The 24,058-nt window shown below is 71.9% G+C and carries 28 protein-coding genes and 1 pseudogene; 16 read left to right on the top strand and 13 right to left on the bottom strand.

Annotated elements, in window-relative coordinates; genetic code table 11:
- Nucleotides 1-29: 29 nt before the first annotated feature.
- The 3 genes from OG344_RS08010 to OG344_RS08000 all read left to right on the top strand — a co-directional run bounded on the left by OG344_RS08010 (nucleotide 30) and on the right by OG344_RS08000 (nucleotide 3,048).
- Nucleotides 30-1,445 (top strand): dihydrolipoyl dehydrogenase family protein, encoded by a 1,416-nt coding sequence (locus OG344_RS08010; RefSeq protein WP_405087670.1) that lies wholly within the window; start codon nucleotides 30-32, stop codon nucleotides 1,443-1,445.
- A gap of 313 nt (nucleotides 1,446-1,758) precedes the next feature.
- Nucleotides 1,759-2,091, top strand: a complete 333-nt coding sequence (locus tag OG344_RS08005; protein ID WP_405087669.1) for a hypothetical protein — start codon at nucleotides 1,759-1,761, stop codon at nucleotides 2,089-2,091.
- Nucleotides 2,092-2,310: 219 nt separating this feature from the next.
- Nucleotides 2,311-3,048: a hypothetical protein gene (locus OG344_RS08000; RefSeq protein ID WP_405087668.1), complete on the top strand. Its 738-nt coding sequence runs from the start codon at nucleotides 2,311-2,313 to the stop codon at nucleotides 3,046-3,048.
- A 51-nt stretch (nucleotides 3,049-3,099) separates the two neighbouring features.
- Here OG344_RS08000 and OG344_RS07995 read toward each other — a convergent pair whose 3' ends face one another.
- From OG344_RS07995 to mads6, 3 genes are all read right to left on the bottom strand, one after another.
- Nucleotides 3,100-3,750: a uridine kinase gene (locus OG344_RS07995; protein WP_405087667.1), complete on the bottom strand. Its 651-nt coding sequence runs from the start codon at nucleotides 3,748-3,750 to the stop codon at nucleotides 3,100-3,102.
- Nucleotides 3,751-3,779: 29 nt separating this feature from the next.
- Complete coding sequence (locus tag OG344_RS07990) at nucleotides 3,780-4,187, bottom strand: pyridoxamine 5'-phosphate oxidase family protein (protein WP_405087666.1); 408 nt, start codon at nucleotides 4,185-4,187, stop codon at nucleotides 3,780-3,782.
- Nucleotides 4,188-4,288: 101 nt separating this feature from the next.
- Nucleotides 4,289-5,695 carry a methylation-associated defense system protein kinase MAD6 gene (mads6, locus tag OG344_RS07985; RefSeq protein ID WP_405087664.1) on the bottom strand — a complete coding sequence of 469 codons (1,407 nt, stop codon included), beginning with the start codon at nucleotides 5,693-5,695 and terminating at the stop codon, nucleotides 4,289-4,291.
- Nucleotides 5,696-5,913: 218 nt separating this feature from the next.
- Here mads6 and OG344_RS07980 point away from each other — a divergent pair, with 218 nt between their 5' ends.
- The 3 genes from OG344_RS07980 (at nucleotide 5,914) to OG344_RS07970 (ending at nucleotide 7,935) form a co-directional block, all read left to right on the top strand.
- On the top strand, nucleotides 5,914-6,960 hold the full coding sequence (locus OG344_RS07980; RefSeq protein ID WP_405087663.1) for an NAD-dependent epimerase/dehydratase family protein: 1,047 nt from the start codon (nucleotides 5,914-5,916) through the stop codon (nucleotides 6,958-6,960).
- A 69-nt stretch (nucleotides 6,961-7,029) separates the two neighbouring features.
- Complete coding sequence (locus OG344_RS07975; RefSeq protein ID WP_405087662.1) at nucleotides 7,030-7,278, top strand: hypothetical protein; 249 nt, start codon at nucleotides 7,030-7,032, stop codon at nucleotides 7,276-7,278.
- Between the two features lie 468 nt (nucleotides 7,279-7,746).
- Nucleotides 7,747-7,935, top strand: a complete 189-nt coding sequence (locus tag OG344_RS07970) for a hypothetical protein (RefSeq protein WP_327048602.1) — start codon at nucleotides 7,747-7,749, stop codon at nucleotides 7,933-7,935.
- Between the two features lie 134 nt (nucleotides 7,936-8,069).
- Here OG344_RS07970 and OG344_RS07965 read toward each other — a convergent pair whose 3' ends face one another.
- Nucleotides 8,070-8,573, bottom strand: a complete 504-nt coding sequence (locus OG344_RS07965; protein ID WP_405087661.1) for an ATP-binding protein — start codon at nucleotides 8,571-8,573, stop codon at nucleotides 8,070-8,072.
- Nucleotides 8,574-8,683: 110 nt separating this feature from the next.
- A complete protein-coding gene (locus OG344_RS07960; protein WP_405087660.1) occupies nucleotides 8,684-9,058 on the bottom strand; it encodes an STAS domain-containing protein in 375 nt (124 codons plus the stop codon).
- 263 nt (nucleotides 9,059-9,321) lie between these two features.
- On the opposite strand from OG344_RS07960, the gene OG344_RS07955 reads away from it, so the two are divergent.
- Nucleotides 9,322-10,503, top strand: coding sequence for a glutamate--cysteine ligase (locus OG344_RS07955; RefSeq protein ID WP_405087659.1), 1,182 nt, complete (start codon nucleotides 9,322-9,324; stop codon nucleotides 10,501-10,503).
- A gap of 10 nt (nucleotides 10,504-10,513) precedes the next feature.
- On the opposite strand, the gene OG344_RS07950 is transcribed toward OG344_RS07955, so the two are convergent.
- Together OG344_RS07950 and OG344_RS07945 are read right to left on the bottom strand one after the other, a co-directional pair.
- A complete protein-coding gene (locus OG344_RS07950; protein WP_405087658.1) occupies nucleotides 10,514-11,413 on the bottom strand; it encodes an aminotransferase class I/II-fold pyridoxal phosphate-dependent enzyme in 900 nt (299 codons plus the stop codon).
- A gap of 305 nt (nucleotides 11,414-11,718) precedes the next feature.
- Complete coding sequence (locus OG344_RS07945) at nucleotides 11,719-12,099, bottom strand: STAS domain-containing protein (RefSeq protein WP_405087657.1); 381 nt, start codon at nucleotides 12,097-12,099, stop codon at nucleotides 11,719-11,721.
- Nucleotides 12,100-12,638: 539 nt separating this feature from the next.
- Here OG344_RS07945 and OG344_RS07940 point away from each other — a divergent pair.
- On the top strand, nucleotides 12,639-13,013 hold the full coding sequence (locus OG344_RS07940; protein WP_405087656.1) for a hypothetical protein: 375 nt from the start codon (nucleotides 12,639-12,641) through the stop codon (nucleotides 13,011-13,013).
- 52 nt (nucleotides 13,014-13,065) lie between these two features.
- Here OG344_RS07940 and OG344_RS07935 read toward each other — a convergent pair whose 3' ends face one another.
- Nucleotides 13,066-13,599, bottom strand: a complete 534-nt coding sequence (locus tag OG344_RS07935; protein ID WP_405087655.1) for a DUF3800 domain-containing protein — start codon at nucleotides 13,597-13,599, stop codon at nucleotides 13,066-13,068.
- Nucleotides 13,600-13,664: 65 nt separating this feature from the next.
- Nucleotides 13,665-13,895 carry a DUF3800 domain-containing protein gene (locus OG344_RS07930; RefSeq protein ID WP_405087654.1) on the bottom strand — a complete coding sequence of 77 codons (231 nt, stop codon included), beginning with the start codon at nucleotides 13,893-13,895 and terminating at the stop codon, nucleotides 13,665-13,667.
- A gap of 312 nt (nucleotides 13,896-14,207) precedes the next feature.
- Here OG344_RS07930 and OG344_RS07925 point away from each other — a divergent pair, with 312 nt between their 5' ends.
- The 3 genes from OG344_RS07925 to OG344_RS07915 all read left to right on the top strand — a co-directional run bounded on the left by OG344_RS07925 (nucleotide 14,208) and on the right by OG344_RS07915 (nucleotide 17,121).
- Nucleotides 14,208-14,720 carry an RNA polymerase sigma factor gene (locus OG344_RS07925; RefSeq protein ID WP_405087653.1) on the top strand — a complete coding sequence of 171 codons (513 nt, stop codon included), beginning with the start codon at nucleotides 14,208-14,210 and terminating at the stop codon, nucleotides 14,718-14,720.
- Nucleotides 14,717-15,562 carry a hypothetical protein gene (locus tag OG344_RS07920; protein ID WP_405087652.1) on the top strand — a complete coding sequence of 282 codons (846 nt, stop codon included), beginning with the start codon at nucleotides 14,717-14,719 and terminating at the stop codon, nucleotides 15,560-15,562. The genes OG344_RS07925 and OG344_RS07920 overlap by 4 nt, the downstream gene beginning before the upstream one ends.
- A gap of 344 nt (nucleotides 15,563-15,906) precedes the next feature.
- Nucleotides 15,907-17,121 (top strand): 2-phospho-L-lactate transferase CofD family protein, encoded by a 1,215-nt coding sequence (locus OG344_RS07915; RefSeq protein ID WP_327048594.1) that lies wholly within the window; start codon nucleotides 15,907-15,909, stop codon nucleotides 17,119-17,121.
- 18 nt (nucleotides 17,122-17,139) lie between these two features.
- Here the strand turns inward: OG344_RS07915 and OG344_RS07910 are convergent, their stop codons facing one another.
- Complete coding sequence (locus OG344_RS07910) at nucleotides 17,140-17,937, bottom strand: hypothetical protein (RefSeq protein ID WP_327048593.1); 798 nt, start codon at nucleotides 17,935-17,937, stop codon at nucleotides 17,140-17,142.
- A gap of 67 nt (nucleotides 17,938-18,004) precedes the next feature.
- Here OG344_RS07910 and OG344_RS07905 point away from each other — a divergent pair.
- The 3 genes and pseudogenes from OG344_RS07905 to OG344_RS07895 all read left to right on the top strand — a co-directional run.
- Nucleotides 18,005-18,619: pseudogene (locus OG344_RS07905) on the top strand (hypothetical protein); the annotation flags it as partial.
- Nucleotides 18,620-18,651: 32 nt separating this feature from the next.
- Nucleotides 18,652-19,365 carry a polysaccharide lyase beta-sandwich domain-containing protein gene (locus tag OG344_RS07900; RefSeq protein ID WP_405087651.1) on the top strand — a complete coding sequence of 238 codons (714 nt, stop codon included), beginning with the start codon at nucleotides 18,652-18,654 and terminating at the stop codon, nucleotides 19,363-19,365.
- A 46-nt stretch (nucleotides 19,366-19,411) separates the two neighbouring features.
- A complete protein-coding gene (locus tag OG344_RS07895) occupies nucleotides 19,412-20,410 on the top strand; it encodes a small ribosomal subunit Rsm22 family protein (RefSeq protein WP_405087650.1) in 999 nt (332 codons plus the stop codon).
- Here OG344_RS07895 and OG344_RS07890 read toward each other — a convergent pair.
- Together OG344_RS07890 and OG344_RS07885 are read right to left on the bottom strand one after the other, a co-directional pair.
- A complete protein-coding gene (locus tag OG344_RS07890) occupies nucleotides 20,407-20,763 on the bottom strand; it encodes an STAS domain-containing protein (RefSeq protein ID WP_405087649.1) in 357 nt (118 codons plus the stop codon). The genes OG344_RS07895 and OG344_RS07890 overlap by 4 nt on opposite strands.
- A complete protein-coding gene (locus tag OG344_RS07885) occupies nucleotides 20,760-21,386 on the bottom strand; it encodes an ATP-binding protein (protein ID WP_405087648.1) in 627 nt (208 codons plus the stop codon). The genes OG344_RS07890 and OG344_RS07885 overlap by 4 nt, the downstream gene beginning before the upstream one ends.
- Nucleotides 21,387-21,557: 171 nt before the next feature.
- On the opposite strand from OG344_RS07885, the gene OG344_RS07880 reads away from it, so the two are divergent.
- The gene (locus OG344_RS07880) at nucleotides 21,558-22,970 is read left to right on the top strand and encodes a PP2C family protein-serine/threonine phosphatase (RefSeq protein WP_405087647.1); all 1,413 of its coding nucleotides are present in this window, start codon (nucleotides 21,558-21,560) and stop codon (nucleotides 22,968-22,970) included.
- Entirely contained in the window at nucleotides 22,960-23,337 is a 378-nt protein-coding gene (locus OG344_RS07875; protein ID WP_327048588.1) for an STAS domain-containing protein, read from the top strand. The genes OG344_RS07880 and OG344_RS07875 overlap by 11 nt, the downstream gene beginning before the upstream one ends.
- Nucleotides 23,338-23,366: 29 nt before the next feature.
- On the opposite strand, the gene OG344_RS07870 is transcribed toward OG344_RS07875, so the two are convergent.
- Nucleotides 23,367-23,774, bottom strand: a complete 408-nt coding sequence (locus OG344_RS07870; RefSeq protein ID WP_405087646.1) for a hypothetical protein — start codon at nucleotides 23,772-23,774, stop codon at nucleotides 23,367-23,369.
- Between the last annotated feature and the right edge of the window lie 284 nt (nucleotides 23,775-24,058).

Here is a 24,058-nt window from a genome sequence, read left to right as displayed (position 1 = left end):
TGGACGACGGTACGAGAGGAAGGGTGACCATGCCGGAAGTCTTCGATGTGATCGTGGTGGGCGCGGGACCGGCGGGGGAGGTGGTCGCCGGGCGGGTGGCGGCGGCCGGGCTGAGCACCGTCGTCGTCGAGCGTGAACTGGCCGGTGGGGAGTGCTCCTACTGGGCCTGCATGCCGAGCAAGGCGCTGCTGCGGCCGGTCGACCTCGCGGGCGAGGTGAGCCGGGTCGCGGGGCTGCGGCTCGACGGCCCGATCGACGCCGGCGCCGTGCTGGCCCACCGTGACACCGTGGTCTCGAACTACGACGACGCGGGGCAGGCCAGATGGCTCGACTCCGCGAAGGTGACACTCGTACGCGGGTCCGGACGGCTCACCGGCGCCCGGAGCGTCGAGGTCGCGACGGCCGACGGCGGCACGCGCACGCTCACCGCGAACCACGCCGTCGTGCTCGCCACCGGCAGCGGCGCGGTCATCCCCCCGGTCGCCGGGCTGGCCGCCGCGCGGCCGTGGACGAACCGTGAGGTGACCGCGGTGCGCGCCGTACCGGACCGGCTCGTGGTGATCGGCGGCGGCGTGGTCGCGTGCGAGATGGCGCAGGCCATGCGCGGGCTCGGGTCGCGGGAGGTGACCATGCTGGTCCGGGGTGACGGGCTGCTCGACCGGGTGGAGCCCTTCGCCGGGGAGGCGGTGGCGCGGTCGCTGACCGAGCAGGGCGTCGGCGTCCGCCTCCGTGAGAGCGCCGAGAAGGTCGAGCGGCCGGAGCCGGGCGGAGAGGTGACGGTGCGGCTGGCGAGCGGAGACGCGATCACGGCCGACGAGATCCTGGTCGCCACCGGGCGCCGTCCCGCCACCGGCGATCTCGGCCTGACGTCGGTGGGCCTGCCGGAGTCGGGTCCGGTGGGCGTGGACGACGGCATGCGGGCCACCGGCGTGGCCGACGGCTGGCTCTACGCGGTGGGCGACGTCAACGGCCTGGCCCTGCTCACGCACATGGGCAAGTATCAGGCGCGGATCGCCTCGGACGTGATCGTCGCCCGGGCCCGGGGCGAGGCGGACGACCGGCCCTCGATGCGCGACCGCGGGCATGGGCTCGGCGCCCCCCAGGTGATCTTCACCGATCCCCAGGTGTGCGCGGTGGGCCGCACCGAGGCGCAGGCCCGTGCCGAGGGCTTCGACGTACGCGCCGTCGAGTACGACATGGGTCAGGTGGCCGGCGGCTACCTGCTCGGCGACGGTTACGGAGGCAGGGCCAAGGCGGTGGTCGACGAGCGCCGCCGGGTGCTGCTCGGCGTGACCTTCGTGGCTCCCGGCGCGGCCGAGTTGCTGCACGCCGCGACGATCGCGGTCACCGCCGGGGTCACCCTGGACGACCTGTGGCACGCCGTGCCCTCCTACCCGACCGTGAGCGAGGTGTGGCTGCGCCTGCTGGAGGAGTACGGCCTGTGACACGGGCCGGTGCGAGCAGGGCGTGAGGGCCGGGGCGTGTCCCCGGCCTTTTTTCATGTCGCCCCGCCGGCGATTGATTTGGGTTCAATGTCGGATATCGAATAAGCGGCCTGATGCGACAGCGACGAATAATTCGGACTCCCTCATTCTGGGAGTGGCAAACACCTGGGAAAACATGGGGGCAGTCGTTTGTGTCGGCAGAACCGGGGAGATTTACCGGCTGGCAGGATGTCACACGGTGACACCGGGGAGGAACGTCCTCGCCGAGCTGCAATCTCGATATCTCGAGCATCGCTGTTTGAAAGGTACGGAAATGCGTAAGCGCACGAATCTCGTCAAGGGACTGCTGGCCGGCGCGGTGCTGGCCGGAGGCGCGGCCATGGCCGCGCCGGCGACGGCCGCGGTGGTCGCTCCGCAGGCTCTGCCGACGTGTGACACGATCACGATCACGATCACGGCCACCGTCTGCCCGCCGAGCGCGACGCCGACGCCGACGGTGACGACCTTGGAGGCACCGACGTCGCCCAGCCCGGACCCGACCTGCACGCCGACCTGCGCCACCTGCGGCGACCCGTCGACCGTCACCTACAGGAGGCACCTCCTCAACGTGGGGCTTCTCGTCGGCCTGGGCCTCGGCATCGGCTGAGTGAGAAACCGGGATCGGCGATTGCGCGGCACGGCCGTCGCGGCGCCGGTCCCGGTAATCGGCCGGCGGAATTCCGCCCCGGCCACGCCACCATTCCGGTTCCGCGTATCGGAGAAGCGGCGAGTGCGTGCGGTTGACCGGATCGCGCCCGATGTCACCTGACCGGCCAGGAAATGGCTCGGACATCGTCACTGCGAGGAAGAAGAGTTGAAGAACTGCATGGGCATGCGTGTGGTGGTCAGAGTGGGCGCCGTATTCACCGGAGGGTTCGTGGTTCTGGGCGCCGTCGTCGCCGCTCCGGCACAGGCGGCGCCGGGAGACGGGGTACCCATCACGGTGCGGCGACCCGTCGTCAGCATCCACCCGGCCGCCCGCCACCCCCGCCACCCCCGGCACGTCAAGCGTGCGCACAAGCAGCGGCCGCCGGAGCGGCAGCGTCCCCACCAGCGGGAGCCGCAGCCCCAGCAGCCGCGACCGAACCTCCCTCCGGCCGTCACACCTGGCACGACCGGGCCGAACAGTCCGGGAGTCCCGCCGTACAACCAGCAGGGCCCCGGCGGGCCGGTGATCGGCAACGGCCCCGGGTGGACCCCGGCGCCCGTGTGGAACACGCCGGAGAGCGAGGACACACCGATCCTCCCGACGCCGGAGTGGCTTCCTGCGCCCGACGTCCCGGAGGTCGTCGTGCCGCCGGAGGTCGTCGCGCCTCCGGAGAAGAACGTCGTGGACGTTCCCCGCAACTCGAACGGCCCGGGGACACCGCCTGGCACTCCGGTCGACCCGCCGTCCGACCCGCCGTCCGACCCGCCGTCCGGCCACCCCTGCCCCTGCACCACCTGCTGCGCCGCGGGATCCCAGGACGACACCCCCTTGCTGGGGGTCACGCTCGGCCTGGGGGCCACGCTCGGTCTGGGCGCCGGGCTGGGACTCCCGCTGAGCCTGGGCGGCCTGCTGTAGCGGAGCAGCCGTTCAGCTCAGGCACGACCTCACCCGGCCGCGGCCACCGGTTCAGCCCGGCCGGGTGACCACGGCGGGCCGGCGCGGGTCCTCGACGCGGACCACCACGTCGGCGGCCCGCGCCGGGCCCGTCTCGCGTTCGTACCGTTCGTAGGCGGGCAGCGTCCAGTGCTCCTCGGGGGGCGTGCGGCGCGCCAGCGCGGCCGGTGACAGGGACAGGTGGACGGTCAGGTCGAACGGCAGGCCGCGGCCGAGCAGCAGCGCGCCGTCCACCAGCGCCACCCCGCCCGGCGGCAGCGTCACGTAACCGGCCCGGGTGGCCCGGTCCCGCGCGCCGTCCCACAGCGAGGGCAGCGCCCGGCCGGTACCGCCCGGCTCCAGCGGTCCCAGCACCTCGCGGACGAGGCCGGCCGCGTCCAGCCACTCGTCGTGGAACACGTCGGGGTCGGTCCGGCCGAACTCCAGCCGCAGCGACGCCGGGCGCAGGAAACCCGACGCGGGCGCCCGCAGCACCTCCCGGCCGCGCAGGCGCAGCAGGCTGGCCAGGGCGTCGGCCAGCCGTCCCGGCCCGGCGGCCGGGGCGCCGTCCACCGCGACGCGCACCCACGCGTCGCGCGGCCGTGCGGCGATCAGGTCGGCGAGTTCCTCCACGAGCAGGGACGGGGAGACGGGACGGACGCGCACCCGTCCATCATCCGCCACCACCGTCACCTCCGGCGGCGCGGCGACGGTCAGCGGTTGAGCCTGCGGCCGGAGATCTGCTCGGGGGCCATCACGATGAAGTGGTCGCGGGTCCCGGGCACCCACGGCGACAGCGGCAGCGCCGACAGGCGGTCGATCTCCTCGGGTTCCGACACCGCGCGGGCGTGCCCGACCGCGGTCACCGACCAGCCCGTACGGAACGTCGCGTCGAACTCGTCGGCCTCGAAGGCGACGACGGCGTTCCGCGCAGCCGCGGCGAGCTTGGAGCCCGCGGCGGTGCGGATGACGATCTTCCCGTCGAGCAGGCAGAAGTTGACGGGCTGGACGGCGGGGAGGGCCCGGTCGGTGAAGACGATCCTGCCGATGGGGGTGGAGGCCAGCAGGTCCAGACATTCCCCTCCGGTGAGAATCTCAAGGCCGGCCGAGTCGAGCTTCATGTCTGCCAGCCTGCGTGATCGGCCCGCCGGCGGGTTAGGGACGAAGGTCCCGTAATCGCCGTCGATCGGCCTCCCGCCGCGCTCCCGGAGATCTCGGGGTGTCAGCCCCGGGGGTGCAGGCGGCGGAGGGCGTCGCGGATCCTGCCGCCGAGCGGCGCCCGCCGCCGGGGCTGCGCCTCCCGGGCGTCCCGCAGTTCGGCGAGGGCCGAGTCGGCGTCCGGACGCTTGGCGGGCGTGAGGTCGCGCATCCGCCGTACGAGGTCCATGACCTCCGGGGCGACGCCCGCGGCGGCCGGCTCGGCGTCCATGCCGGGCATGGGGAGCTCGCCCGTCAGCAACTGGAAGGCGATGACCCCCGCAGAGTAGACGTCCGAGGCGGGAGTCATCCGTTCGGGCCGCGCCCGGCACTCGGGGGCGACGTAGTGGACGTCGAGGATGTTGGGGAGCTCGTTGGCGACGGTGTGCTTGCGCGGGCCGGGCTTGGCGTAGTCGAAGCCGGTCAGCATGGCGTTGCCGTCGTCCGCCACGAGCACGCAGGCGGGGGTGAGCGCCCGGTGGATCACCTTGTTGGCGTGGACGTGGGCGAGGCCGTCCAGCATGTCCTCCAGCACGGCGAGCTTGGCGCCGACGTCCAGCCCCCGCCCGGTCAGATGCAGGTGCAGGGCCTGCCCGTGGACATCGTCGAGCACGAGCACGAACCGGCTCTCGTCGTCGATGGCGAAGAAGTCCCGCGAGCGTACGACGCAGGGATGCGGCGGGATCTTGGCGAGCGCCTGGTAGGCGTTGGCGATGCGGCGCTGTTCGGCGACCCGCCGCTGCTGCTCGGCCATCGGGTCGGCGCGGTAGACGCGCAGCAGCACGGTCCCGCTGGTCGGCGCGGTCGCGTTGACGGCGCGATACTCGGTGACGCGGTTGTCGCCGCCAAGCTGCTCCTCGACCTCCCAGTTGCCGAACCGCGGCGGGGCGGTCGGCCGGCGCACGGTCCCGTTCAGCGCCTCGATGATCGCGGTCCGGTACGGCGCGGCGTCCCGGCTGCACCCGTGCCTGACCCGGGACACGTCGCTGAGCATGGGGACGAGCCCGGCGATCGTCGTGACGTGCCGGGCGTCGCGCCCGCTGTGGTCGACGAGGACGGCTCCCGGGGCGGTCAGCACCACGATGTTGTCGACGTACAACCGTTCGAGCTCGCGGTGCTCGTCGATCAGCAGGCCCTTCAGCGCCCGCGCGGTGCCGCGCAGCTTGGCCACCGGCGAGCCGAACGCCTCGCGGTGCTGGGGGAACCACCGGTTGCCCGACACCTCGAACCGGCCCCGGGCGCCCTTCACGTCGATCACGACGAGCGAGTGGCCGGTCAGCACGACGACGTCCACCTCGAACAGGTCGGCGCCGCGCGGCACCTCGATGTTGTGCAGCAGCAGCCAGTCGTCAGGGGCGTTGTCCCGCAGGTGGGCGATGACCCGTCGCTCGGCGTCATTGACGGGGCGTCCGCCACCGACGATCTGAGCCATCTCCGCTGTTCCGCCTCTCTGACCACTATGAGAACTTAATCCTCCTAGGTAGCGGTATTCCCGCGCCACCACTGATTCCCCCGCATTGTCCCAGGGGAAATCTGGAGCTCCCGCATCCCCGAGGCGGACGGGCGCATGATCGCGACTCTGTCGGGGATGGGGCTATCGCACCCTTTGGGGCGGTTTGTCGCGACGGGTGTCGGGAAACGGAGAGCCTCATGCGAGTTGTCGTGGTTGGCGCGAGCGGGAACGTCGGGACCAGCGTGCTCACCGCTCTGGAGTCCGAGCCGAGCGTGACCTCGATCGTCGGAGTGGCCCGGCGGATGCCGGACTGGCGCCCGGCGAAGACCGAGTGGCGGACGGCCGACGTCTTCCGGGACGACCTCGACCCGATTTTCGCCGGGGTCGACGCCGTGGTCCACCTCGCCTGGCTGTTCCAGCCCACTCACGATCCCGTCACCACCTGGAACTCCAATGTGATCGGGAGCATGCGCGTCTTCGCCGCGGCGGCCAAAGCCGGGGTGTCGGTCCTCGTGCACTCGTCGTCCGTGGGAGCGTACTCGCCGGGGCCGAAGGACCCGCCCGTCGACGAGTCCTGGCCGACCCACGGCTGGCCGAACGCCGCCTACGCCCGCGAGAAGGCGTACGTCGAGCGGGTGCTCGACATCTTCGAGCGCGACCACCCGGATATCCGGGTGGTGCGGATGCGCCCCGGCTTCATCTTCAAGGAGGAGGCGGCGACCGAGCAGCGGCGGCTGTTCGCCGGGCCGTTCCTGCCGCAGCGGCTGGTGCGGGCGGGGACGATCCCGTTCGTGCCGGACATGCCCCGCCTGCGGTTCCAGGCGCTGCACTCGCTGGACGCCGGCGAGGCGTTCCGCCTGGCGCTCACCCGCGACGTGCGGGGCGCGTTCAACCTCGCCGCCGACCCGGTCGTCGACCCCGCCGTGCTCGCGGACCTTCTCGGCGCGCGGCGGGTGCCGGTGCCGGCCACGCTGATGCGTACGGCGGTCGCGGCGGGCTGGCACCTGCGGCTGATCCCGGCCTCGCCCGGCCTGGTGGAGATGGCCCTGCAGATCCCGATCATGGACATCACGCGCGCTCGCGAGGAACTGGGCTGGCGGCCCCGCCACAGCGCGGTGGACGCGCTGCGCGCCGTGCTGGAGGGAATGCGGCGCGGCGCGGGCATGGGCACCCCGCCGCTCGCCCCGGCCTCGGGCCGGCAACGGATCAAGGAAGTGACGACCGGCGCGGGCACCCGGCCCTGAACCCGCCCTGCACCCGCCCTGCACCCGCCCTGCACCCGCTCTGTCGATCCCGGTACGGGAGGAGTCGCGATGGCGCTGCTCGACCCCGACTGCGTACGACGGCTGCTGGAGTCGGCCGACCCGGACGTCGCGCTGGTCTTCGTCCGGGGCGAGTGCCTGGTGCTGCCGCTCGACCAGATAGACGAGCGGCACCGGCCGCTGGTGATCGCGCGCCGCGCGGACCTGCCCGAGGCCGCCGACGACCGGCCCGTCACCGAGGAGCGGGTCGAGACGCTGACCCGGTGCCTGGAGAACGTCGCCCGCGACCTCGGCGGCTGAGGTGCGGTGGCTCTGAGGTGCGGTGGCTGACGTGCGGTGGCTGAGGTCGCGGCTGACGGCTGCGGCCGGGATCAGCTTCCGGCCCGCCGGGGCGTCGAGGCGTGTGTGACCACTCCGTCACATTCGGTAACATCGTCTCTGGGGCCTCCGTGCGCTTCCGGGGAGAACTCCGCGGTCGTTGTGTGCCGCCCTGGATTGCCGCCTGCCGCCGTCCGCGGAGACAAATGGCGGCGTGTCGCGAGCTGGTCCAAATTTCCGGAAAGAGCCGCGGACAAATCAGACAGCGAAGCACGCTTTCCGGGATGTATCAGGGCGAAAACTCCTCGCAAACTGTGACACGATCGTCACCCTTCGTGTGGAACTCCAAATGCGCTTCGTGTGCGTTGCGTGCACGCTGGGTCAGCTGTGACCATCGGGGAAAGGTCCGGGGATCACTTCCCGGACAGCGCATAGGGGGAGGGTGCCCCGATGAGTGCCATCAGGCCCCGCGGAAGCGGGGAAAGCCGTCAGGAAGTCCGGTTCCACGACCCGGAGATCGGCTCGTGGGTCGGCGAGGTGGCCAGAGCGGTCCGGGACGTCGTCGACAGCACGCCCCGGACCATCCGCCTCTGCGTCCTGATCGCGGTTGCCGCCGCGTCATGGGCGTTCCTCAGGTAGCCGTCCAGCGTCCCTGGAGGAGGTGGTGGCGGGACCCCAGGTTATGGCGCTCGGTCCGTCGCGTCGGCCCGGTTTACGGGATCGAGAGGATAACCAGGGTCAACGCGGGACCGGCCGAAGGCCCGGCCGCCGGATCAGAACGGGTCGGCGTTTCCTCGTACGGGAGCGGCGCCCGCTCCGGCGGCCGGGCCGCCGGTGTCGAGATGCCCGGTGTCGAGATGCCCGGTGTCGAGATGCCCGGTGTCGAGATGCCCGGTGTCGATATGCATGGACAGCCGGATCGTCGACCGGCCTGGCACCTGCTCGATCATCACGGAGTCGCACAACTCGCCCATGAGCCACAGGCCGAAGCCCCGGACGCTCCGGCCGGTGGGCTGCCGTCCGGGTACGGCCGCGGGGGACAGGGTGCCCACCTCGTCGGCCACATCGACGGCGATCACGGCGCCGTCGGTGGACATCGCCAGCGTGCCCGCTCCGCCGCCGTGTTCGAGCACGTTGATCGCGGCCTCGTTGGCGGCGATGACGAGATCGTCCAGCCGAGCGCCGGCGAGTCCCGCCTGACCGGCGAACCGCTGGATGTCGTCGCGTAACGTCGCGAGGTCATCCGTTATCGGCCACTGCCGATGGTGGTCCACCACCTGTCCTCCTCGACGCCGCCCTGCCACGCCCCTCACCGGGCTCTGCCGCTCACTCACCTCGGCGTCACCGAGGCTACCTTCTTATGACCCCTCCGATGCCCCTACCTGCCCTACTCGGGCCCCGGCCGGGTGTTCAGCGCGCCGACGGCCTCGGCGAGGTCCGGCTCGACGGTGAACGCGTGGATCAGCCCGGTGGTCCGGAAGATGCGCGCCAGCCGGGAGTTCAGGCCCGCCAGCGTCACCCCGCCGTCCCGCTCCTGCAGAAGCCGGCGTACGGACAGCAGGATCCGGATCCCGGTGGAGTCGCAGAAGTCCAGCGGGCTGAGGTCGAGGAGCAACTCGCGGTGGCCCTCGCCGACAGCGGCCGTGAGCTCCTCACGCAGCCGGTCGGCGTTGGTGTAGTCCAGCGCGCCGTGGAGCGCCATGACCAGGACGTGGTCGGGGACGTGCGCGGGCACGGGGGTCACTACGACGGCGGCGGTCACTGGCACACCTCGGCGGGCTGCTGGCCTCAAACGTGGGCATCGGTTGCGGGCATCGGACGTGAGCATCGGATACGACGGTTACCGGTAGGGCCGGACGGCCTCGGTCAGGCGGTCAGTCTAGTGGCGCGGCCCGCCAGGGCAGGGCCGTACCCACCCGCGTCAAGAAACGGCATTTGTGGTTTTTCGCGGCATCGTCGTGGGGAATGGGGGACTGATTCACTGGACCCTCCTCCGAGAAAGACCACTTCCGAGAAAGACCACTGATGCCAGACGTGACAAGGGAGGGCCGGTTCGACACCGTCCACGGATCTTCCCCCGTCACCCGGGCACCCGTGGACCCGGCGGCGCTCACACTCGGCGTCGAGGAGGAGTTCCTTCTCCTGGACCCCGGCACCGGACGGGTCGTCCCGGCGGCCGAGGAGGTGCATGCGCGGCTGGCCGGGCCCGCGGCGAGCCGGTTGGTGTTCGAACTGACGCGGTTCCAACTGGAGAGCAACAGCGCCGTGCACACCGAGCTGCGTGCTCTGCACGGCGACCTGGTGGAGTCGCGCCGGGCCGCCGCCCGCGCCGCCGCGGACGCGGGCCTGGGGCTGGCCGCGTGCGGCACGGCCCTGGACGGCAACGTCGGCGTTCCACCCCTGTCGTCGTGCCCCCGTTACCACGCGATGCTCCGCGAGTTCGGGGCCGTGATGGAGGGCCAGGGGGTCTGCGGCTGCCACGTCCACGTCGGGCTCGGGGACCGCGAGGAGGCGCTCCGGGTCAGCAACCACCTGCGGCCCTGGCTGCCCGTACTGCAGGCGCTGACGGCCAACTCGCCGATCGCGGACGGCAGGGACACCGGCCACGCGAGCTGGCGGGCGATGGTCATGGGCCGGTGGCCGAGCGCGGAGCCGCCGCCGTACTTCCGCTCGCGCCGGCACTACGAGAGCCTCGTCGCCGGGATGCTGACCGGGGGCGCGATCCTCGACCGGGGGATGATCTACTGGCTGGCCCGTCTCTCCGACCATGTGCCGACGCTGGAGATCCGCGCGGCCGACGTGTGCCCGACCGCCGCCGAGACCGCGATGCTGGCCGGGCTCGTGCGGGGCCTCGCCGCCACCGCGCTCCGCGACGTACGGGCCGGGGTGCCCGCCCCCGATGTGGAGGACACTCTCCTGCGCGCGGCCTTCTGGCGCGCGGCGCACGACGGAGTGGAGGGCGAGGCGTACGACCTGCTCGCCGGCGCCCGCGTGCCCGGCTGGCACCTGGTGGACCGCATGCTGGAGCACGTGCGGCCGATGCTGGAGGAGAACGGCGACTGGGCCCCGCTGACCCTCCAGCTCGACCACCTGCGGCGGTACGGATCGGGGGCCGCGCGGCAGCGGGCCGCCTACGCCCGCGGCGGCCGTCCGCGCGAGGTCGCCGAGATGCTCCTGGCGGAGACCGTCAGCTCCCGCTGGGCGTGAGGCCGGGTCGTCACTCCGCGACCACCCGGAGTGTCTTCAGCGTGGGGTCGCTCGCGTCCGGGATGTCCATCCCGCCGTCGAGCCCGGTGGTCAGGTAGCTCAGCACCGGCCCGGTGATGACCTCGCCGGGGCACAGGGCGGGCGCGCCCGGCGGGTACGGCGTGACCAGTTCGGCCGCGATCCGCCCCACCGCCTGACCGGTGGGCACGATCTCGACCCGGCCGAAGAACGCGTCCCTGGGCGGCATCGCGACCTCCAGCTCCAGCTCACCCGGCTCGGGCACGTCGATCCGGGCGGCGGGCGGCAGGTCGCGGGCCGACGACAGGGTGCGCAGCGCGTCGAGCAGCACGCCGACCGTCTCCTCGCTGTCGGCGACGGTGATCTCGGCGCTGACCCTGCGGTGGTCGCTCAGCGAGAAGTTGACGTGGCAGTGCTCGCGCAGCCAGTCGGAGGCGTGGTAGCCGTCGACGCCGAGGCCCGACACGTCGATCACTATCTTCAGCGGGTCGACGTCGAACGCGCCGGTGTTCTCCTCGTCCAGCACCCAGAGCCCGTGCGTCTTGCCGATCTCGGCGCGGGCCGTCGCCGCGAGCTCCAGCGCGCGGTCGAGCAGGTCCTTGCCGTGTTCCACCATCTGCCGGCGCCAGCCGTCGAGCGCGGCGTATATAAGGGTGGAGGGGCTGGTCGTGCCGAGCAGGTCCTCGCGGGCCTTGAGGACGGCCGGGTCCACGCGGTTGCCCTGCAGGTGGAAAACCGAGCTCTGCTCCAGCCCGTTGCCCATCTTGTGGACGCTCGTCACGCACAGATCAGCCCCGATGTTCATCCCCCACTCGGGCAGACCGTCGTGGAACGGCAGGTGGGAGCCCCAGGCCTCGTCCACGATGAACGTGCGGCCGTGCCTGCGGCACACGTCGTTGATGCCGGATCCACCCCACGGCCCTGCTTGTGCCCCGGAGGAGTGAAGCTGAGGTCTCCTCGCCTGCGGTAGGCGGCCAACGCCTCCAGCACGGGCACACGGGACTGATCCATGGTGCCTCCCCCTAACGGTCCGGTCCTTTCCTCGTCCGCGCGTACCCGGGCCCGACCGGTGCAAACGGCCGGCGGCGCCACGCCAGGGGGCTTCCGTACGAGAGCCCCCGCCCTCGGCGGGAGGGCGGGGGCGGGGTGATCAGTGACCGGACTCCAGCGATCAAACCCGGCGATCAAACCCGGCGATCAAACCATGGACACGTCGTGCGAGTCCGTCACCACCATGGCGGCGACGGCCTCGACGGGTGTGCCGTCGATCGAGAACGTGCCGCGCAGCCGGGTCGCCTCAAGGACGATCCTCAAGACGCCGTGAACTCCGGTGAGCCGCAGGCAACCGGCGGCCTTCTCGATGTCGTCCCGGGCGTCCAGCAGCGCTTCCAGGCCGCAGGAGTCGCAGAACCGCAGATCGGACGCGTCCACCACGATCTTCGCGCGACCCTGGTGGACGAGCTTCCTGATCACGCTCCGGAGACTGTCTCCGGTGGCGATGTCGAGTTCACCCCTCAGCTCGACCACGACGGCCGGCTGGTGATCGCTCACAGTGATCTCAAGCTGCTGCGTTGTCATATACGCGCCTTCATCCATATTTTTCGGGCGTACTGTCTGGAACGACGCTACCCGGAGGAGTGTCAGCTCCCAGTAATGTCCGGCAGTCGATGGACTGCGAGTCCGTCCGGCAACCCCACTTGCACGCCATATAGGGGCAAATAAGTAAAGAACAGGGGACTTATCCTGGTTGCTTCGGGGGGTCTCCCGCGCTACGGGGATCATGCAAAACCCCTGTTCCGTAAGGGTTTCCGTGACGTGAGCCAGTCGTCCGAGCCGGTGGCGCGGTGCAGCTTCGGGTCGGCGGGCAGATGCCTCACCGCCGCCCGCCCTACCGGGGACTTGAGTCATTCAAACATACCAGCTAGCCGGATAAGCGGGCTATCCCCAATATCCCCCTTAACGGATATTACGTTCAGGGGGCTGCCCTTGGCATGGGCATTACCCAATGATGACCAGGAGCCGTGGTCCCGGCGCCACGCCTCGCTTGATCGTGCTTGGCTCGCGCGTAGCCGGGTAGAGGGGCGGTTCCCGGAGACACGGCGAGCGGGAGGATCGGCATGACGAACGAGATGACCGCGGGCAGGGGCGCGGCGCGGACCCTGGCGGCGAAGACGCCCGGCTGGATGGTCTGGTACGGCGAGCGCACCGGCAGCTTCTGGGCCGTCCCCCGGGTGACGACGCGAATCGTGGCCCGCCTGCTGGAGGCGCCCACGCCGGGCGACCTCGAAGAGGAGATCAGGAAGGCCGAGGGCCGGGCGCCGCGCCAGGCGACGACGCCCGAGCAGCCGGGGCGCGAGCAGACCGGGCCCGAGCAGGCGGGTTCCGGGCAGGCCGGGCGCAAGCAGAATGGCGGAGGCTCCAGTGGGGACGCGCCGCGCCACCGGAGGACCACCGCCGACCCTCAGGCTCCCCGAGTCCCCGTCACCCACTGACCCGCGCCCGGTATACGTGGCCGGGGGCGCCATGCCCCTGCCGCGGGAACCGTCAGGGCTCGAAGAGCAGTGATCCGGGCCGTTTACCCAGGCGGTCGCTGACGACGAGTCCGCCGCGCCAGCGACCCGAGTCGTCCTTGTAACGGTACTGAAGTGCCTTCACCCGTGATCCGAACCCCTGCCGCACACCGTCATAGCGGCCAGAGGAGTGTGGGTTTCCCGGCATGCTCGGACAGAACGCCGAGGCGGCCATTGGGAACACGAGAGTGGAGGCCAGTATGTCGGCGATCTGTACACCGGCGTGATTGTCGCTGGCGGCGAAGAGCGGAACGTCGCAGAGAGCGGGATACGGATCGCCTCCTGAGCGCCACTTCTGCGTGAAGATCGAGTGGGCCACCTTACGGTTGGTCTGATGCGATCGTCCGTCCGCGATCAGAACACCCGTCTCGTCCTGGGCGGACAACAACTGATTGAAGTGAGTGCTTGTGTCCTGGACGGCATAGCAATAGCTCCCATCCGGCGACATGTTCTTACCGGGCTCTTTTATCCAGGTTCTCGCGATCAGTTGACACTTGTGTGTCTCCACGATGTCCAGGAGGCTGGACCGAATCATATCCGCTTGCCGGCGTTTGTTGCGTGACGAGCTACGGGTCATCTGCAGAATCTTCTACCCTTGATCTCCATCAGGATGTGATCAAGGGCGCGGCTGTCGGTAAAGCGGCCAGGGAAGTGCCGTCGCTTGAGCGCGAGGAAGTCTCGTGTGAGCGTCGGGACCGAAGTCGCGTCGACGACCAGCCCTAAGATCACCATGACGGGCGTCGCCGCGCCATTGCTGTCCGGGGCCTCGCAGCCACCCGATTCGTCGAGGTAGCAGATACGCATCCGCGTACCTTAGCGCTAAGGCCGCCCCGAGGGGCGGCCTTAGGATGTGGTGTTCGGGGAAATCCCCTAAGCACCGTGTGAAGTTTTCTACCCCCAGTTAAGCACAACAAGCGCTGCAAAGGCAAAGGATGGGTCCTTCATGCCGTGACTTTCCCGGGCGGTGAAGTCGACCCGTCTGTGACGCTCCCCTTGCCGGTGGCGGATCGGACGTCGGGCGAAACACTCGGAAGAGGTGCCGGACATGAACGATATATCCGAGACCTGTCCTGAGCGGAGTCGTCTGTGACCCATCCCCCGGGAGCGCGAGACCGTATGGAAGCGATCTACAAGGCGCACTACCCGGCCATCCACCAGTACGCAGCCCGCCGTACGAACTCGCCCGACGACACGGCGGACCTGATCTCCGAAACCTTCCTCACCGCCTGGCGGCGCATCGCCGACGTGCCCAAGGGCGACGACGCCCGCCTGTGGCTGTACGGCGTGGCGCGCCGCGTCCTGGCCAACCAGCGGCGCGGCCGGTCCCGCAGCGCGGGGCTGGCGGAACGGCTCAAGGAGGAGCTTGCCGCCGCGCGGCCGGCCACCGCCGGCGGACCCGATCCCGTCCGGGAGGCGTTCGACGACCTGCCGGACCGGGACCGCGAGGTGCTCGCGCTGGCCTACTGGGAGAACCTGACCGGCCCGGAGATCGGCAGAGTGCTCGGCTGCACGGCGACCGCGGCCCGCATCAGGCTGCATCGCGCGCGCAGGAGGCTGGCCGAGGCGCTGGGAGTGACCGGGGAAGGCCGGACCTTCGCGGAACGGGGACTGAGAGGAGAGCACCTGTGAGCAGGATCGGCCGGATGGTGGCCGCAATCGACCCCGAGCCCAGGACGCCGGAGCAGGGGCGGGGAGCGCGTGAGCTGTTCCACGAGATCGTCGCGACTCCGGGCAGGACCCGTCGCAGGGTCCGCTGGCCCGTGCTGGTCCCCGTAGCCGCGCTGCTGGCCGCGGCGGCCGTCGTGAGCCCGGCCTTCGTTCCCCGCGGCGCGCCGAGCGGCATCGCCCCGCACCCCGCGCTGGCGTTCCTGCGCTCGGGCGACGACTGGATCGTCACAGTGAAGGACCTGTACGCCGAGCCCGGGCGATTCGCCGCCGAGTTCAGGGCACGTGGACTCGACATCGGCCTGTCGATCGCTCCCGGCTCGCCGAGCGTGGTCGGCCATGTCACGAACGGAGTGTTCTCGGAAGGGGCACGCATAGAGGAGGAGCTGGCGGACTGCGGGGTTCCCGCCGACCGATGCGTGGTCTCGTTCCGCGTTCCGGCGGGCTTCAGGGGCAGCGCGCGGATCTGGCTCGCCCGCCCGGCCCGACCCGGCGAGCGGTACGTGTCGGCCGGCACCGCCGACGCCGCGGGTGAGCTGCTGCACTGCGTCCCGTTCCGCGGCATGACCGTGGACGACGTACGGGCGGCGCTGGCGCGGCGCGACGGCTCGATCGAGGACTTCCGGGTCGGCGAGAGGAGCGAGCGGGCTCGGCGGGTGCCGGGAAGCTGGTTCGTCGAGGACGCGGTGCCGTCGGACCCGGGACAGGTGATCGTCTGGGCGCGGCGGGGCCGGGTGACGCTTTCTCCCGAGCTGACCGCGCGCGTGGAGAAGATGGAGGCCGGATGCCCTGCCGCCTCGGGATGATAAGGACCGGTCCAAATTTGACCTGCGCCCCCAAACGCGGTTGACATTTGTCCGTAATGCGAGGAAATGGTGGCTAGTGGCGCAATATTCAACTACTCGTGGGTGCTGCTGCTACACGATGATCCCGTCTGACCTGCGGAGATGCTGAAAATATCCAGCACTTACGCCCAATGCCCGCCATTGCGGACGCATTTCCGGATCGGAATGACATAATGCGTGGGAGCGCTCCCGCGCTCGCGACTGCATTCTTCGCAGCGCACATACGGCACGGCACGCCTGCCCCGGGGGCCGTTGGAGGGAAGGTGCCGCGTTTCCATGCCCGCGCCGGTCGCCGAGAAGGCCCGATGAGCGTCGCGGTCACCATGTTCAACGGCGGACGCGGAGCGGCCAGCATAGCGAGGGGCATGCTGGGCACTCCCGGCGTCGGTCTGTCGCTGGTGGTGAACGGCTACGACAACGGCCGGTCCACCGGCGCGCTGCGGCGCTACCTGCCCGGGATGCTCGGGCCTTCGGACTTCCGCAAGAACCTGCTGCTCCACCTCGATTCCGCCGACCCGGCGCAGGCCGCGCTGATGACGGTGCTCGAACACCGCCTGCCGGGCGGGACCACGCCCGCCGGGCTGACCGAGGTCATCGACGCCGTCGCGGCGCGGCACGGCCGGTTCGCCGCGCTGCCGGAGGAGGCGTCCGCACTCGTCGCGGGGCACCTGCGCGCCTTCGCCCGGCGGCTCGCCACCGCGCCGCACGGGCTGGACCTCGCCCACAGCGCGCTCGGCGACCTCGTGTTCGCCGGGGCGTACCTGCGGCTCGGCCGCGACTTCAACGCCGCCGTCGACGCCTGCGCCCGGGCGTTCGGCTCGCCCGTACGGCTGCTCAACGTGACCAACGGGGAGAACGCGTTCCTGGTCGCGCTGCGGCGGGACGGCACGCTGCTGGCCGACGAGGCTGACATCGCCGCGCCGCGGGACCGGCGGCGGCCGCAGGCGACGATCACCGATCTGTTCCTGCTGCCCGAGCCGGTCGGCGGGCGGCGGCGGGCCGCACTCGAGGCGTTGCCCCCCGAGTGGGCGAGGGACGATCTACTCCGCGACCGCGCCGGGGTCACGCCCAACCCGCGGGCGCTGGAGGCGATCGGGAACGCCGGCCTCATCGTGTACGGCCCGGGAACGCCGCACTTCTCGCTGCTGCCCAGCTATCTCACCCCCGGCGTGGCGGACGCCGTGGCGCGGAGCCGGGCTTCGGCGAAGGTCTTCGTCGTCAACACCCGCGACGACCACGACAGCCGGGGGCTGAGCGCGCCCGACCTCGTGGACCGCACGCTGGCCTACCTCGGCGACCCCGGCAACCGGCGGCGCCTGGTGACCCACGTCCTCAGTCATCACGGGCCGGGCGTTCCGCCGGTGCCGCACGACGTGCTCGGGCGGGGCGAGTGGGCGGGTGCCCGCTGGCTCACCGCCGACCTGGAGGACCCCGGCCGCCCCGGCGCGCACCACGGGAGGCGTACGGCCGACGCGCTGCTCACCATCAGGGACGAGGCGGCGCCGCCGGGGGCCAGGTGACCGGGCCGGCGGCCGGGATCAGGCGCAGCCGACGCGGCCGGTGCTCAGCGTGATGTCGTCCATCCAGAGGTCGTACGCCGAGGGTGTGGGATTCGGCTGGTAGAGCTGCCAGCCGAGCTTCACCGTGTCGAACCTGGGGAAGACGAAGTCCACGTCGTTGCCACCGTGAGAGCGGGTGGACACGCTCAGGTCGGGCTGGGGGACGCCGTCGAACCACACCGAGATCCGGTTGTCGGCGGGGTCCATCCGCCACTCGACGCACTGCCAGACCCCGGCCCGGGAGGGCGCGGACTCGCGCCAGTTGGTCCAGTCGCCGGTGGGGCCGCCGTCCGCGCCGACGCCCCAGAGGTCCTTGCGCAGCGTGGGGACGTACTGCCCGCCGAGCGGGCGGACGACCTCCGGGCCCGCGCCGGTGGCCTCGATCAGCGTGTAGTGGGCCCAGTCGGGCGCGGTGGGGAACGCCTTCACCCGCAGCCGGACGCGGCCGTAGAAGCCGTTGCCGGGCGGGGCGAAGTCGTCCACCCTGAGGAAGGCCCGGCCGTTGCCTTCTGTGTGAACGTGCAGCACCTTCTGGCCGCCCGCAGCGGGTTCGACGGTCAGCGTGCCGTGCTTGGTGTCGACGCCCCACTTGAGGCTCGCCGCGCCGCCGAGGGGCAGCGACTGGAAGTCCTCGCAGAACAGCGTGGCCTTCTTCGCGCAGGTCCCCGGCCCGTGCCCGCCGGGACCGCCGTCGTGTCCCCCCGAGGCGGAGGCGACCGAGGTCGCCGACAGCGGCAGCAGCAGGGCCAGACCGGCCGCGGATAACAGACGTCTCACAACACGCTCCCTTTCCCGGTGACAACGGCAGAAGTAAGGTACGTCACTTGGGAGCGCTCCCATAGAGGTGTGCCGAAGATCGACGAAAGCGGTGGATCGCGCGGATAATCTACGTGTGAAGGGACCTTCCCGGCGATTATTTCTCCAGTTCAGCGGACTCGCCGTCCTCCTCACGGCCTGCGCCCCCCACACCGGGCCCGCCACCGGGGCCGACGCTGAGGCCAGTGCGGAGGCCCTGATCCTGCTGGGCCGCCGCTGGCGGGAGGTCACGCTCGGCGCGGGGCTGTTCGATCCCGCGCGGGAGCCGTACCGGGCCCGGCTGGCGCGGCTGGGTGCGGCGGCCCGCCTGCACCGCGACGCCTTGACCCCCACCGGCCGGTCACTCTGGCCCGATCTGCCTTTCCCGTCCCTCGGCGCCACCCCTGCGCGGCTGCGGGCCATGGCCCGCGCGTACGCGCTGCCCGGCACCGGGCTGACGGCCGAGCCGGGCCTCGGCTCGGCCGTGGCCACCGGGATCGAGCACTACGTGCGGCAGGTGTACGCCGCCGACGCCGGCCAGACCGGAAACTGGTGGGACTGGCAGATCGGGGCGCCGAGGGCACTTCTCGACGCGGCCGTGCTGGCCGGTCCGCACCTCACGGGTGGTCAGAACGCGGCGCTGTGCGAGGCTGTGGACAACTTCGTCCCGCCGGACCGCCTCGACGACGGGCCGGCGTGCCGGTCGAGACCGTGGTGGACAACCGCAGGACCGGCATCACCCTCACCGGCGCCGCCCGCACCGTGGACTCCCTGCCTGTGGACGCCCTCACTGTGGACGCAGTGGCGGGGTGGGCGCATCTGGACGGCCACGGCGGTTACGTCCTGCCCCCGGGTCAGCCGCTGCGGACGCTGCGCGAGACCCGTACGGCGGGCGGGGCGACCCGGTCGTACGCCACCATCTGGCTGGACCACGGCGTGGACCCGGACGCGGCCGGCTACGTGTACCACCTCATGCCGGGCGCGGGCCCGGCCGCGACGCGCGCCCGTGCCGCCGACGCCGGCTGGGCCCGCGTGCTCGCCAACACCTCCGCGCAGCAGGGGATCGAGGTGCCGTCGCTCGGGATCACCGCGGCCTGCTTCTGGGCCGGGGGACGGGCGGGCCGCCTGGCCGCCTCCGATCCGTGCGCGGTCCTCGTGCGGGATCTGGGCGACGGCACGGCGACGGTGACGGTGGCCGATCCCCGGGCCGATTCCCGGGCCGATTCCCGGGCCGATTCACCGCGCGACCTCGACGGGCTGACGGTGACCTGGGACCGCGCGGTGGCCGGGATCGTGGACCCGCATCCGCCCCTCGGCAGCGCCCGCACGGGGGCGCGGCTCACGCTCGTCTTCGGCCGGTCGGCGGATCACGCCGGCGCCTCCCACACGGTCACCGTACGGCTCGCGTGAGGCGCCGTTTCGACAGGCTGAGCAGGGGCGGGGCATCATGAACGGCGTGTCCGTCCTTCCCGATGCCCTCGAAGACGCGCTGGAAGCGGCGCTCGGGCGCTTTCCCGTGCCCGAGCTGACGCGGAACGTCCAGACGCTCATCCGGCAGTACCGGGAGGGTTTCGACCGGAGCGTCCCCGCGCTGGGCTCCGAGGCCGCCGTCGCCGCGTACGCCGGCTACCGCATGCCGGCGACGTACAGCGCGATGGCCGCGGCGCTGCGCCAGGTCGCCCTGCTCGCGCCCGGCTTCGCGCCGGGGACGCACGCCGACGTGGGGGGCGGGACGGGCAGCGCGGTGTGGGCCGCGAACGCGGTCTGGCCCGGCCTGACGGACGTCACCGTCCTCGAACAGTCCGCCTCTGCGATCGCCTTCGGCCGGCGGCTGGCCGCCGGCGCCCCGGCGGCGGCCGTACGGGAGGCCCGCTGGCGGCAGACGGTGCTCGACCGGGGGACGGCCGCGCCCTCGGCCGACCTGGTCACCATGTCGTACGTGCTCGGGGAGCTGTCACCCGAAGTCCGGGACGACTTGGTGCGGTCCCTGGCGCTGGAGTCGGCGCGGCACGCGGGCATGCTGGTGATCGTCGAGCCCGGCACGCCCGCCGGCTACGCCGGGATCGCGGCGGCCCGGCGGCTGCTGGCGGAGGCGGGCCTGCACATCGTCGCGCCCTGCCCGCACGACGGCGAGTGCCCGATCGTGGAGGGCCGGGACTGGTGCCACTTCGCGGTCCGGCTCAACCGCAGCGCCCTGCACCGCCGGGTCAAGGACGGCACGCTGAGCTTCGAGGACGAGAAGTTCTCCTACGTCGCGGCGTCGGCCCGGCCGTGGCCGCGCGCCGAGAGCCGGGTCGTGCGCCACCCGCTGAAGCGCAAGGGGCTGGTGACGCTGCGCCTGTGCACGAACGGCGACGGGCTCGCCGACCACCCCGTCTCCAAGCGGCAGGGGGAGGCCTACCGCGAGGCGCGCGACGTCGCCTGGGGCGACGCCTGGCCCCCGCCCGCCGTCTAGGACTCGATTCCGTGGACCGTGGTGACCTGTACGAGGCCGGAGATGGTGAGCACCGGGGCGAGCAGGTCGTTGGCGACGAGCTCGATGCGCGGGGCGTGCGCGAACAGCACGGTCAGCCCGGCGCTGTCTAGGTGTTCGACCGCGCTGAGGTCGACCAGGACCAGCAGGGCCTGGCCGTCGACGGAGGCGCCGGACAGCGCACCGGACAGCACATCGGACAGCACATCGGACAGCACATCGGACAGCGCGGCGTCGAGCTCGCCCGCGTTGCTCATGTCGATCTCGCCGCTGACGGTGAGGACCGGGGTGCCGTCGGGACGGCGAGACGGAGCCAGGGTCAGGGGAGTCGTCATCGGGGGATCCTCGCGTGCATGTCGACGGTGGTGCCGGCGGCACCGGGATGGATGGTGACGCGCTGCATCAGGGCACGCATCAGGGCGACCCCGCGGCCGCGGTGCGTGTTGGCCTCCGGTCTCGGCGGTTTCCAGTTGCCGCTGTCGGCCACGGTCAGGTAGAGGTCGCCGGCGGTGGCGACCGCCCGCAGCCGTACGGTGCGCCCGGGGGCGTCGCGGTGGCCGTGCTCGATCGCGTTGGCGCAGGCCTCGCCCGCCGCGACCAGGATGTTCTGGATCATCGCGGAGTTCAGCTCGCACCGGTTCAGCCAGTCGCGCAGGGCCGTACGGACCGGGGCGAGCTGGCTCGACTCGGCGGGGAAGGCCACCTCCAGCGGCGCGGGCTGGCGGTACAGCAACAGCGCGACGTCGTCGCTGTATCCGGCGTCCGGCGCCAGCCGGCGCATGACCAGTGTCGCCAGGTCCTCGATCGGGGCGGAGCGGCCGTCCTGCACGACGGCGCTCGCCCGGTCGATGCCGGTGGTCAGCGCCCTCCGGCGGCGCTCGACGAGGCCGTCGGTGTAGAGCAGCAGCGTCGACCGTGGTGTCGAGGACGCCGCAGAAGACGGTCGTGCAGCGGGCACCGGGCACCAGGGCGGCGAACTTGTCGAGGGCGGTCAGCACCTGCGCCTGGCCCGGGTGTCGTGCCGCCCTGTCGGGCGAGTCCGGCAGGTCAGGGAAGGAACAGTTCAATGGTTTCGTAGGATAGGGCAAACGTTTGACCGGTGACGCGGGCCCCCACGGGGTGCGCCCCGGTGACAGGTGAGGAGCCCGAGGTCAGCACGGTCGAGGAAGCACCCGGCAGGCCCGCGGTGGCGGACTCCGACGAGGAGGCGCGCCGGCTGGAGGCCGTGCGCCGCTACGCGGCCCTGGAGACCGCGTCCGGCGGCGCGTTCGACCGGGTGGCAGCCCTGGCCGCGCGGATCTTCCAGGCTTCCTTCGCCACGGTGACGATCCTCGGGGACGACCTCGTCCGCGTGATCGCCGCGCACGGCCCGCCCGCGCGCCGCGCCGTCGCCGAGACCCCGATCGCCGAACCGCCGATCGCCGAACCGCCGATCGTGGAGCCGCCGATCGTGGGGAGTCTGTGCGCCGCGGCCGTACGGCACGACGGCCCGCATGCCGTCCCCGACGCCCGGCTGCACCCGGGAGCGGCCGGCGACCCGGCGGTGCGCGGCGATCCGGGGATCAGGTTCCACGCGGCGGCGCCGATCGTGACGCCCGACGGCGAGCCGCTGGGCAGCGTCAACGTCATGGACACCCGCCCGCGCGAGGCCGGCGAGGAGGAGCTCGCCTGCCTGCGGGACCTGGCCGACCTCGTGCGGGACGAGCTCCAGGCGCGGCTGGTCACGCAGCGCACGGTGGAGATCGAACGGCAACTCCGCGCGGGCGCGGAACGGCTGGCCCGCACGTTGCAGCGGACCCTGCTGCCACCCGCGCTGCCCCGGGTGCCGGGCCTGCGCGCGGCCGCCGCCTACCACCCCGTCTCCGCCGACGAGGTCGGCGGAGACTTCTACGACCTCTTCCCCCTCGACGGCGACCGGTGGGGGTTCTTCCTGGGCGACGTCTGCGGGAAGGGCGCCGGGGCCGCCTCCCTCACCTCGCTGGTCCGCTACACGCTGCGCGCCGCCGCGGTGTACGACGCCGATCCGCACGCCGTGCTGGCCAATCTCGACGCGATGCTGCAGCAGGAGCACGCGGGCGGCGACATGCCGGCGCCGTACTGCACCGCGGTCTTCGGGATCCTGCAGCCCGACGGCGACGGGTTCGGTGTCACGCTCGCCACGGGGGGTCATCCTCCAGCGCTCGCGGTGCGGGCGGACGGCGTGGTCGAACCCATCCACCCGGCCGGCGGACAGCTGATCGGCATCCTGCGGAACCCCCACTTCGCCCAGATCCGCGCGCGCCTGAACGCCGGCGACGCGCTGCTCCTCTACACCGACGGCCTCACCGAGGCCCGCACCGAGACCGGCTCGATGCTGGACGAGGACGGCCTGACGGCCTGCCTCGCCGCGGCCGGGCCGACGAGCGCCGACGCCCTGCTGGACACGGTGCACAACCTGATCACGGCCCTGGGCGAGGGAGTGTCCGACGACACCGCGGTCCTCGCCCTGTCCGTCCCGCCCGCCACCCGATCATCGTCCTCCGGGAGCCAAGGTGCAGCATGATCACGGCCTGACCGTCAACCTTCAACCGGACACCGCGGGGCCACGCGTGCTGGTCGTGACCGGCGATCTGGACCACCACACCACTCCCCGGCTGCGCGCGGCCCTGGCGGAGATGCCCTTCGGCCCCGGCGTCGACCTGGTGATCGACCTGTCCGGCCTGACCTTCTGCGACTCGACGGGCATCGCCACGCTGGTGGCCGCCCATCAGCGCGCGCACGACGCCGGTGGCGCCCTGCTCCTGGCCGGCCTGGAGCAGGACATCGCCCGGGTCTTCCACATCATGGGCCTGGACCAGCTGCTCGCGTTCTACGACTCGCCCGAGGAGGCCGTACGCGCCGTGAAGGACCGGCGCGAGTCGACGACGTGACGCGTGGCGGCGGCCACCGGGCCCCGCTCTCAGGAATCCGCGGCGCCGATGACGACCGTGAGGTTCTGCCTGATCGAGCAGTTCGTGACCCGGCGGCAGAAGCCGTCCTCCACGCTGGTCGCCCCACCGGCGGTGCTGGCGCTGGTGTGCTGGTGACCACGGCTGCGCGAGGGGCTGTCCAGGAACACGACGTTCCGGTTGCGGGTGCCGTTCCCGACCGTGGCCGGGCCCCTTCCCCCCGGCGGATCCTCCGCCGGCCGGCCGGCCGCCGCCGCGGGGACGGCGAAGAGGGCCTGCGTGACGGCCGCACCGGTGAGCGGACCAGCGAGCAGACCGGTGAGCAGACCAGCCAGCAGACCGGCGACAACAGCGCGGAATCGGGCGAGAAGCGGGTCGCGCCGTCGCCCGCCGCGCGCTTCGCCGTGTGAACGAGCCATTCGCCACCGTCCTGTGCGTGCCGCCCCGATCCGGATCGGGCACAGCGTAATCTCGGCGATGGCCCGGCGGATTCCCCGGCGCGCCTCTTGTCGTATTCTTGCCCAGCGCAAAACAGGCGGCGTCAACAGGCGGCGTCAACAGGCTGATTTGAACAGGTGACTTCGAAAAAGCGGCTCATATTCGCATGGCAGACGGCCCGCCGGACGTGTGGGCAGGGGCCACTCGATGCCGATTCAGGGCCGATTCAGGGCAGATTCAGGGCAGATTCAGGGCCGATTCACTG

The organism is Microbispora sp. NBC_01389, assembly GCF_045040095.1.
GTDB lineage: Bacteria > Actinomycetota > Actinomycetes > Streptosporangiales > Streptosporangiaceae > Microbispora.
This window is presented reverse-complemented; position numbering and strand designations above follow the sequence as displayed.

Bases quoted from the DNA above. Each gene is read 5' to 3' on its own strand.
- OG344_RS07975 (WP_405087662.1), top strand. From the start codon at position 7,030: ATGGCGCTGCTCGACCCCGACTGCGTACGACGGCTGCTGGAGTCGGCC.
- OG344_RS07990 (WP_405087666.1), bottom strand. From the start codon at position 4,187: ATGAAGCTCGACTCGGCCGGCCTTGAGATTCTCACCGGAGGGGAATGT.
- OG344_RS07930 (WP_405087654.1), bottom strand. From the start codon at position 13,895: ATGCGTATCTGCTACCTCGACGAATCGGGTGGCTGCGAGGCCCCGGAC.
- OG344_RS07970 (WP_327048602.1), top strand. From the start codon at position 7,747: ATGAGTGCCATCAGGCCCCGCGGAAGCGGGGAAAGCCGTCAGGAAGTC.
- OG344_RS07980 (WP_405087663.1), top strand. From the start codon at position 5,914: ATGCGAGTTGTCGTGGTTGGCGCGAGCGGGAACGTCGGGACCAGCGTG.
- OG344_RS07890 (WP_405087649.1), bottom strand. From the start codon at position 20,763: ATGACGACTCCCCTGACCCTGGCTCCGTCTCGCCGTCCCGACGGCACC.
- OG344_RS07870 (WP_405087646.1), bottom strand. From the start codon at position 23,774: ATGGCTCGTTCACACGGCGAAGCGCGCGGCGGGCGACGGCGCGACCCG.
- OG344_RS07915 (WP_327048594.1), top strand. From the start codon at position 15,907: ATGAGCGTCGCGGTCACCATGTTCAACGGCGGACGCGGAGCGGCCAGC.
- OG344_RS07945 (WP_405087657.1), bottom strand. From the start codon at position 12,099: ATGACAACGCAGCAGCTTGAGATCACTGTGAGCGATCACCAGCCGGCC.
- mads6 (WP_405087664.1), bottom strand. From the start codon at position 5,695: ATGGCTCAGATCGTCGGTGGCGGACGCCCCGTCAATGACGCCGAGCGA.
- OG344_RS08010 (WP_405087670.1), top strand. From the start codon at position 30: ATGCCGGAAGTCTTCGATGTGATCGTGGTGGGCGCGGGACCGGCGGGG.
- OG344_RS08005 (WP_405087669.1), top strand. From the start codon at position 1,759: ATGCGTAAGCGCACGAATCTCGTCAAGGGACTGCTGGCCGGCGCGGTG.
- OG344_RS08000 (WP_405087668.1), top strand. From the start codon at position 2,311: ATGGGCATGCGTGTGGTGGTCAGAGTGGGCGCCGTATTCACCGGAGGG.
- OG344_RS07940 (WP_405087656.1), top strand. From the start codon at position 12,639: ATGACGAACGAGATGACCGCGGGCAGGGGCGCGGCGCGGACCCTGGCG.
- OG344_RS07925 (WP_405087653.1), top strand. From the start codon at position 14,208: ATGGAAGCGATCTACAAGGCGCACTACCCGGCCATCCACCAGTACGCA.
- OG344_RS07955 (WP_405087659.1), top strand. From the start codon at position 9,322: ATGCCAGACGTGACAAGGGAGGGCCGGTTCGACACCGTCCACGGATCT.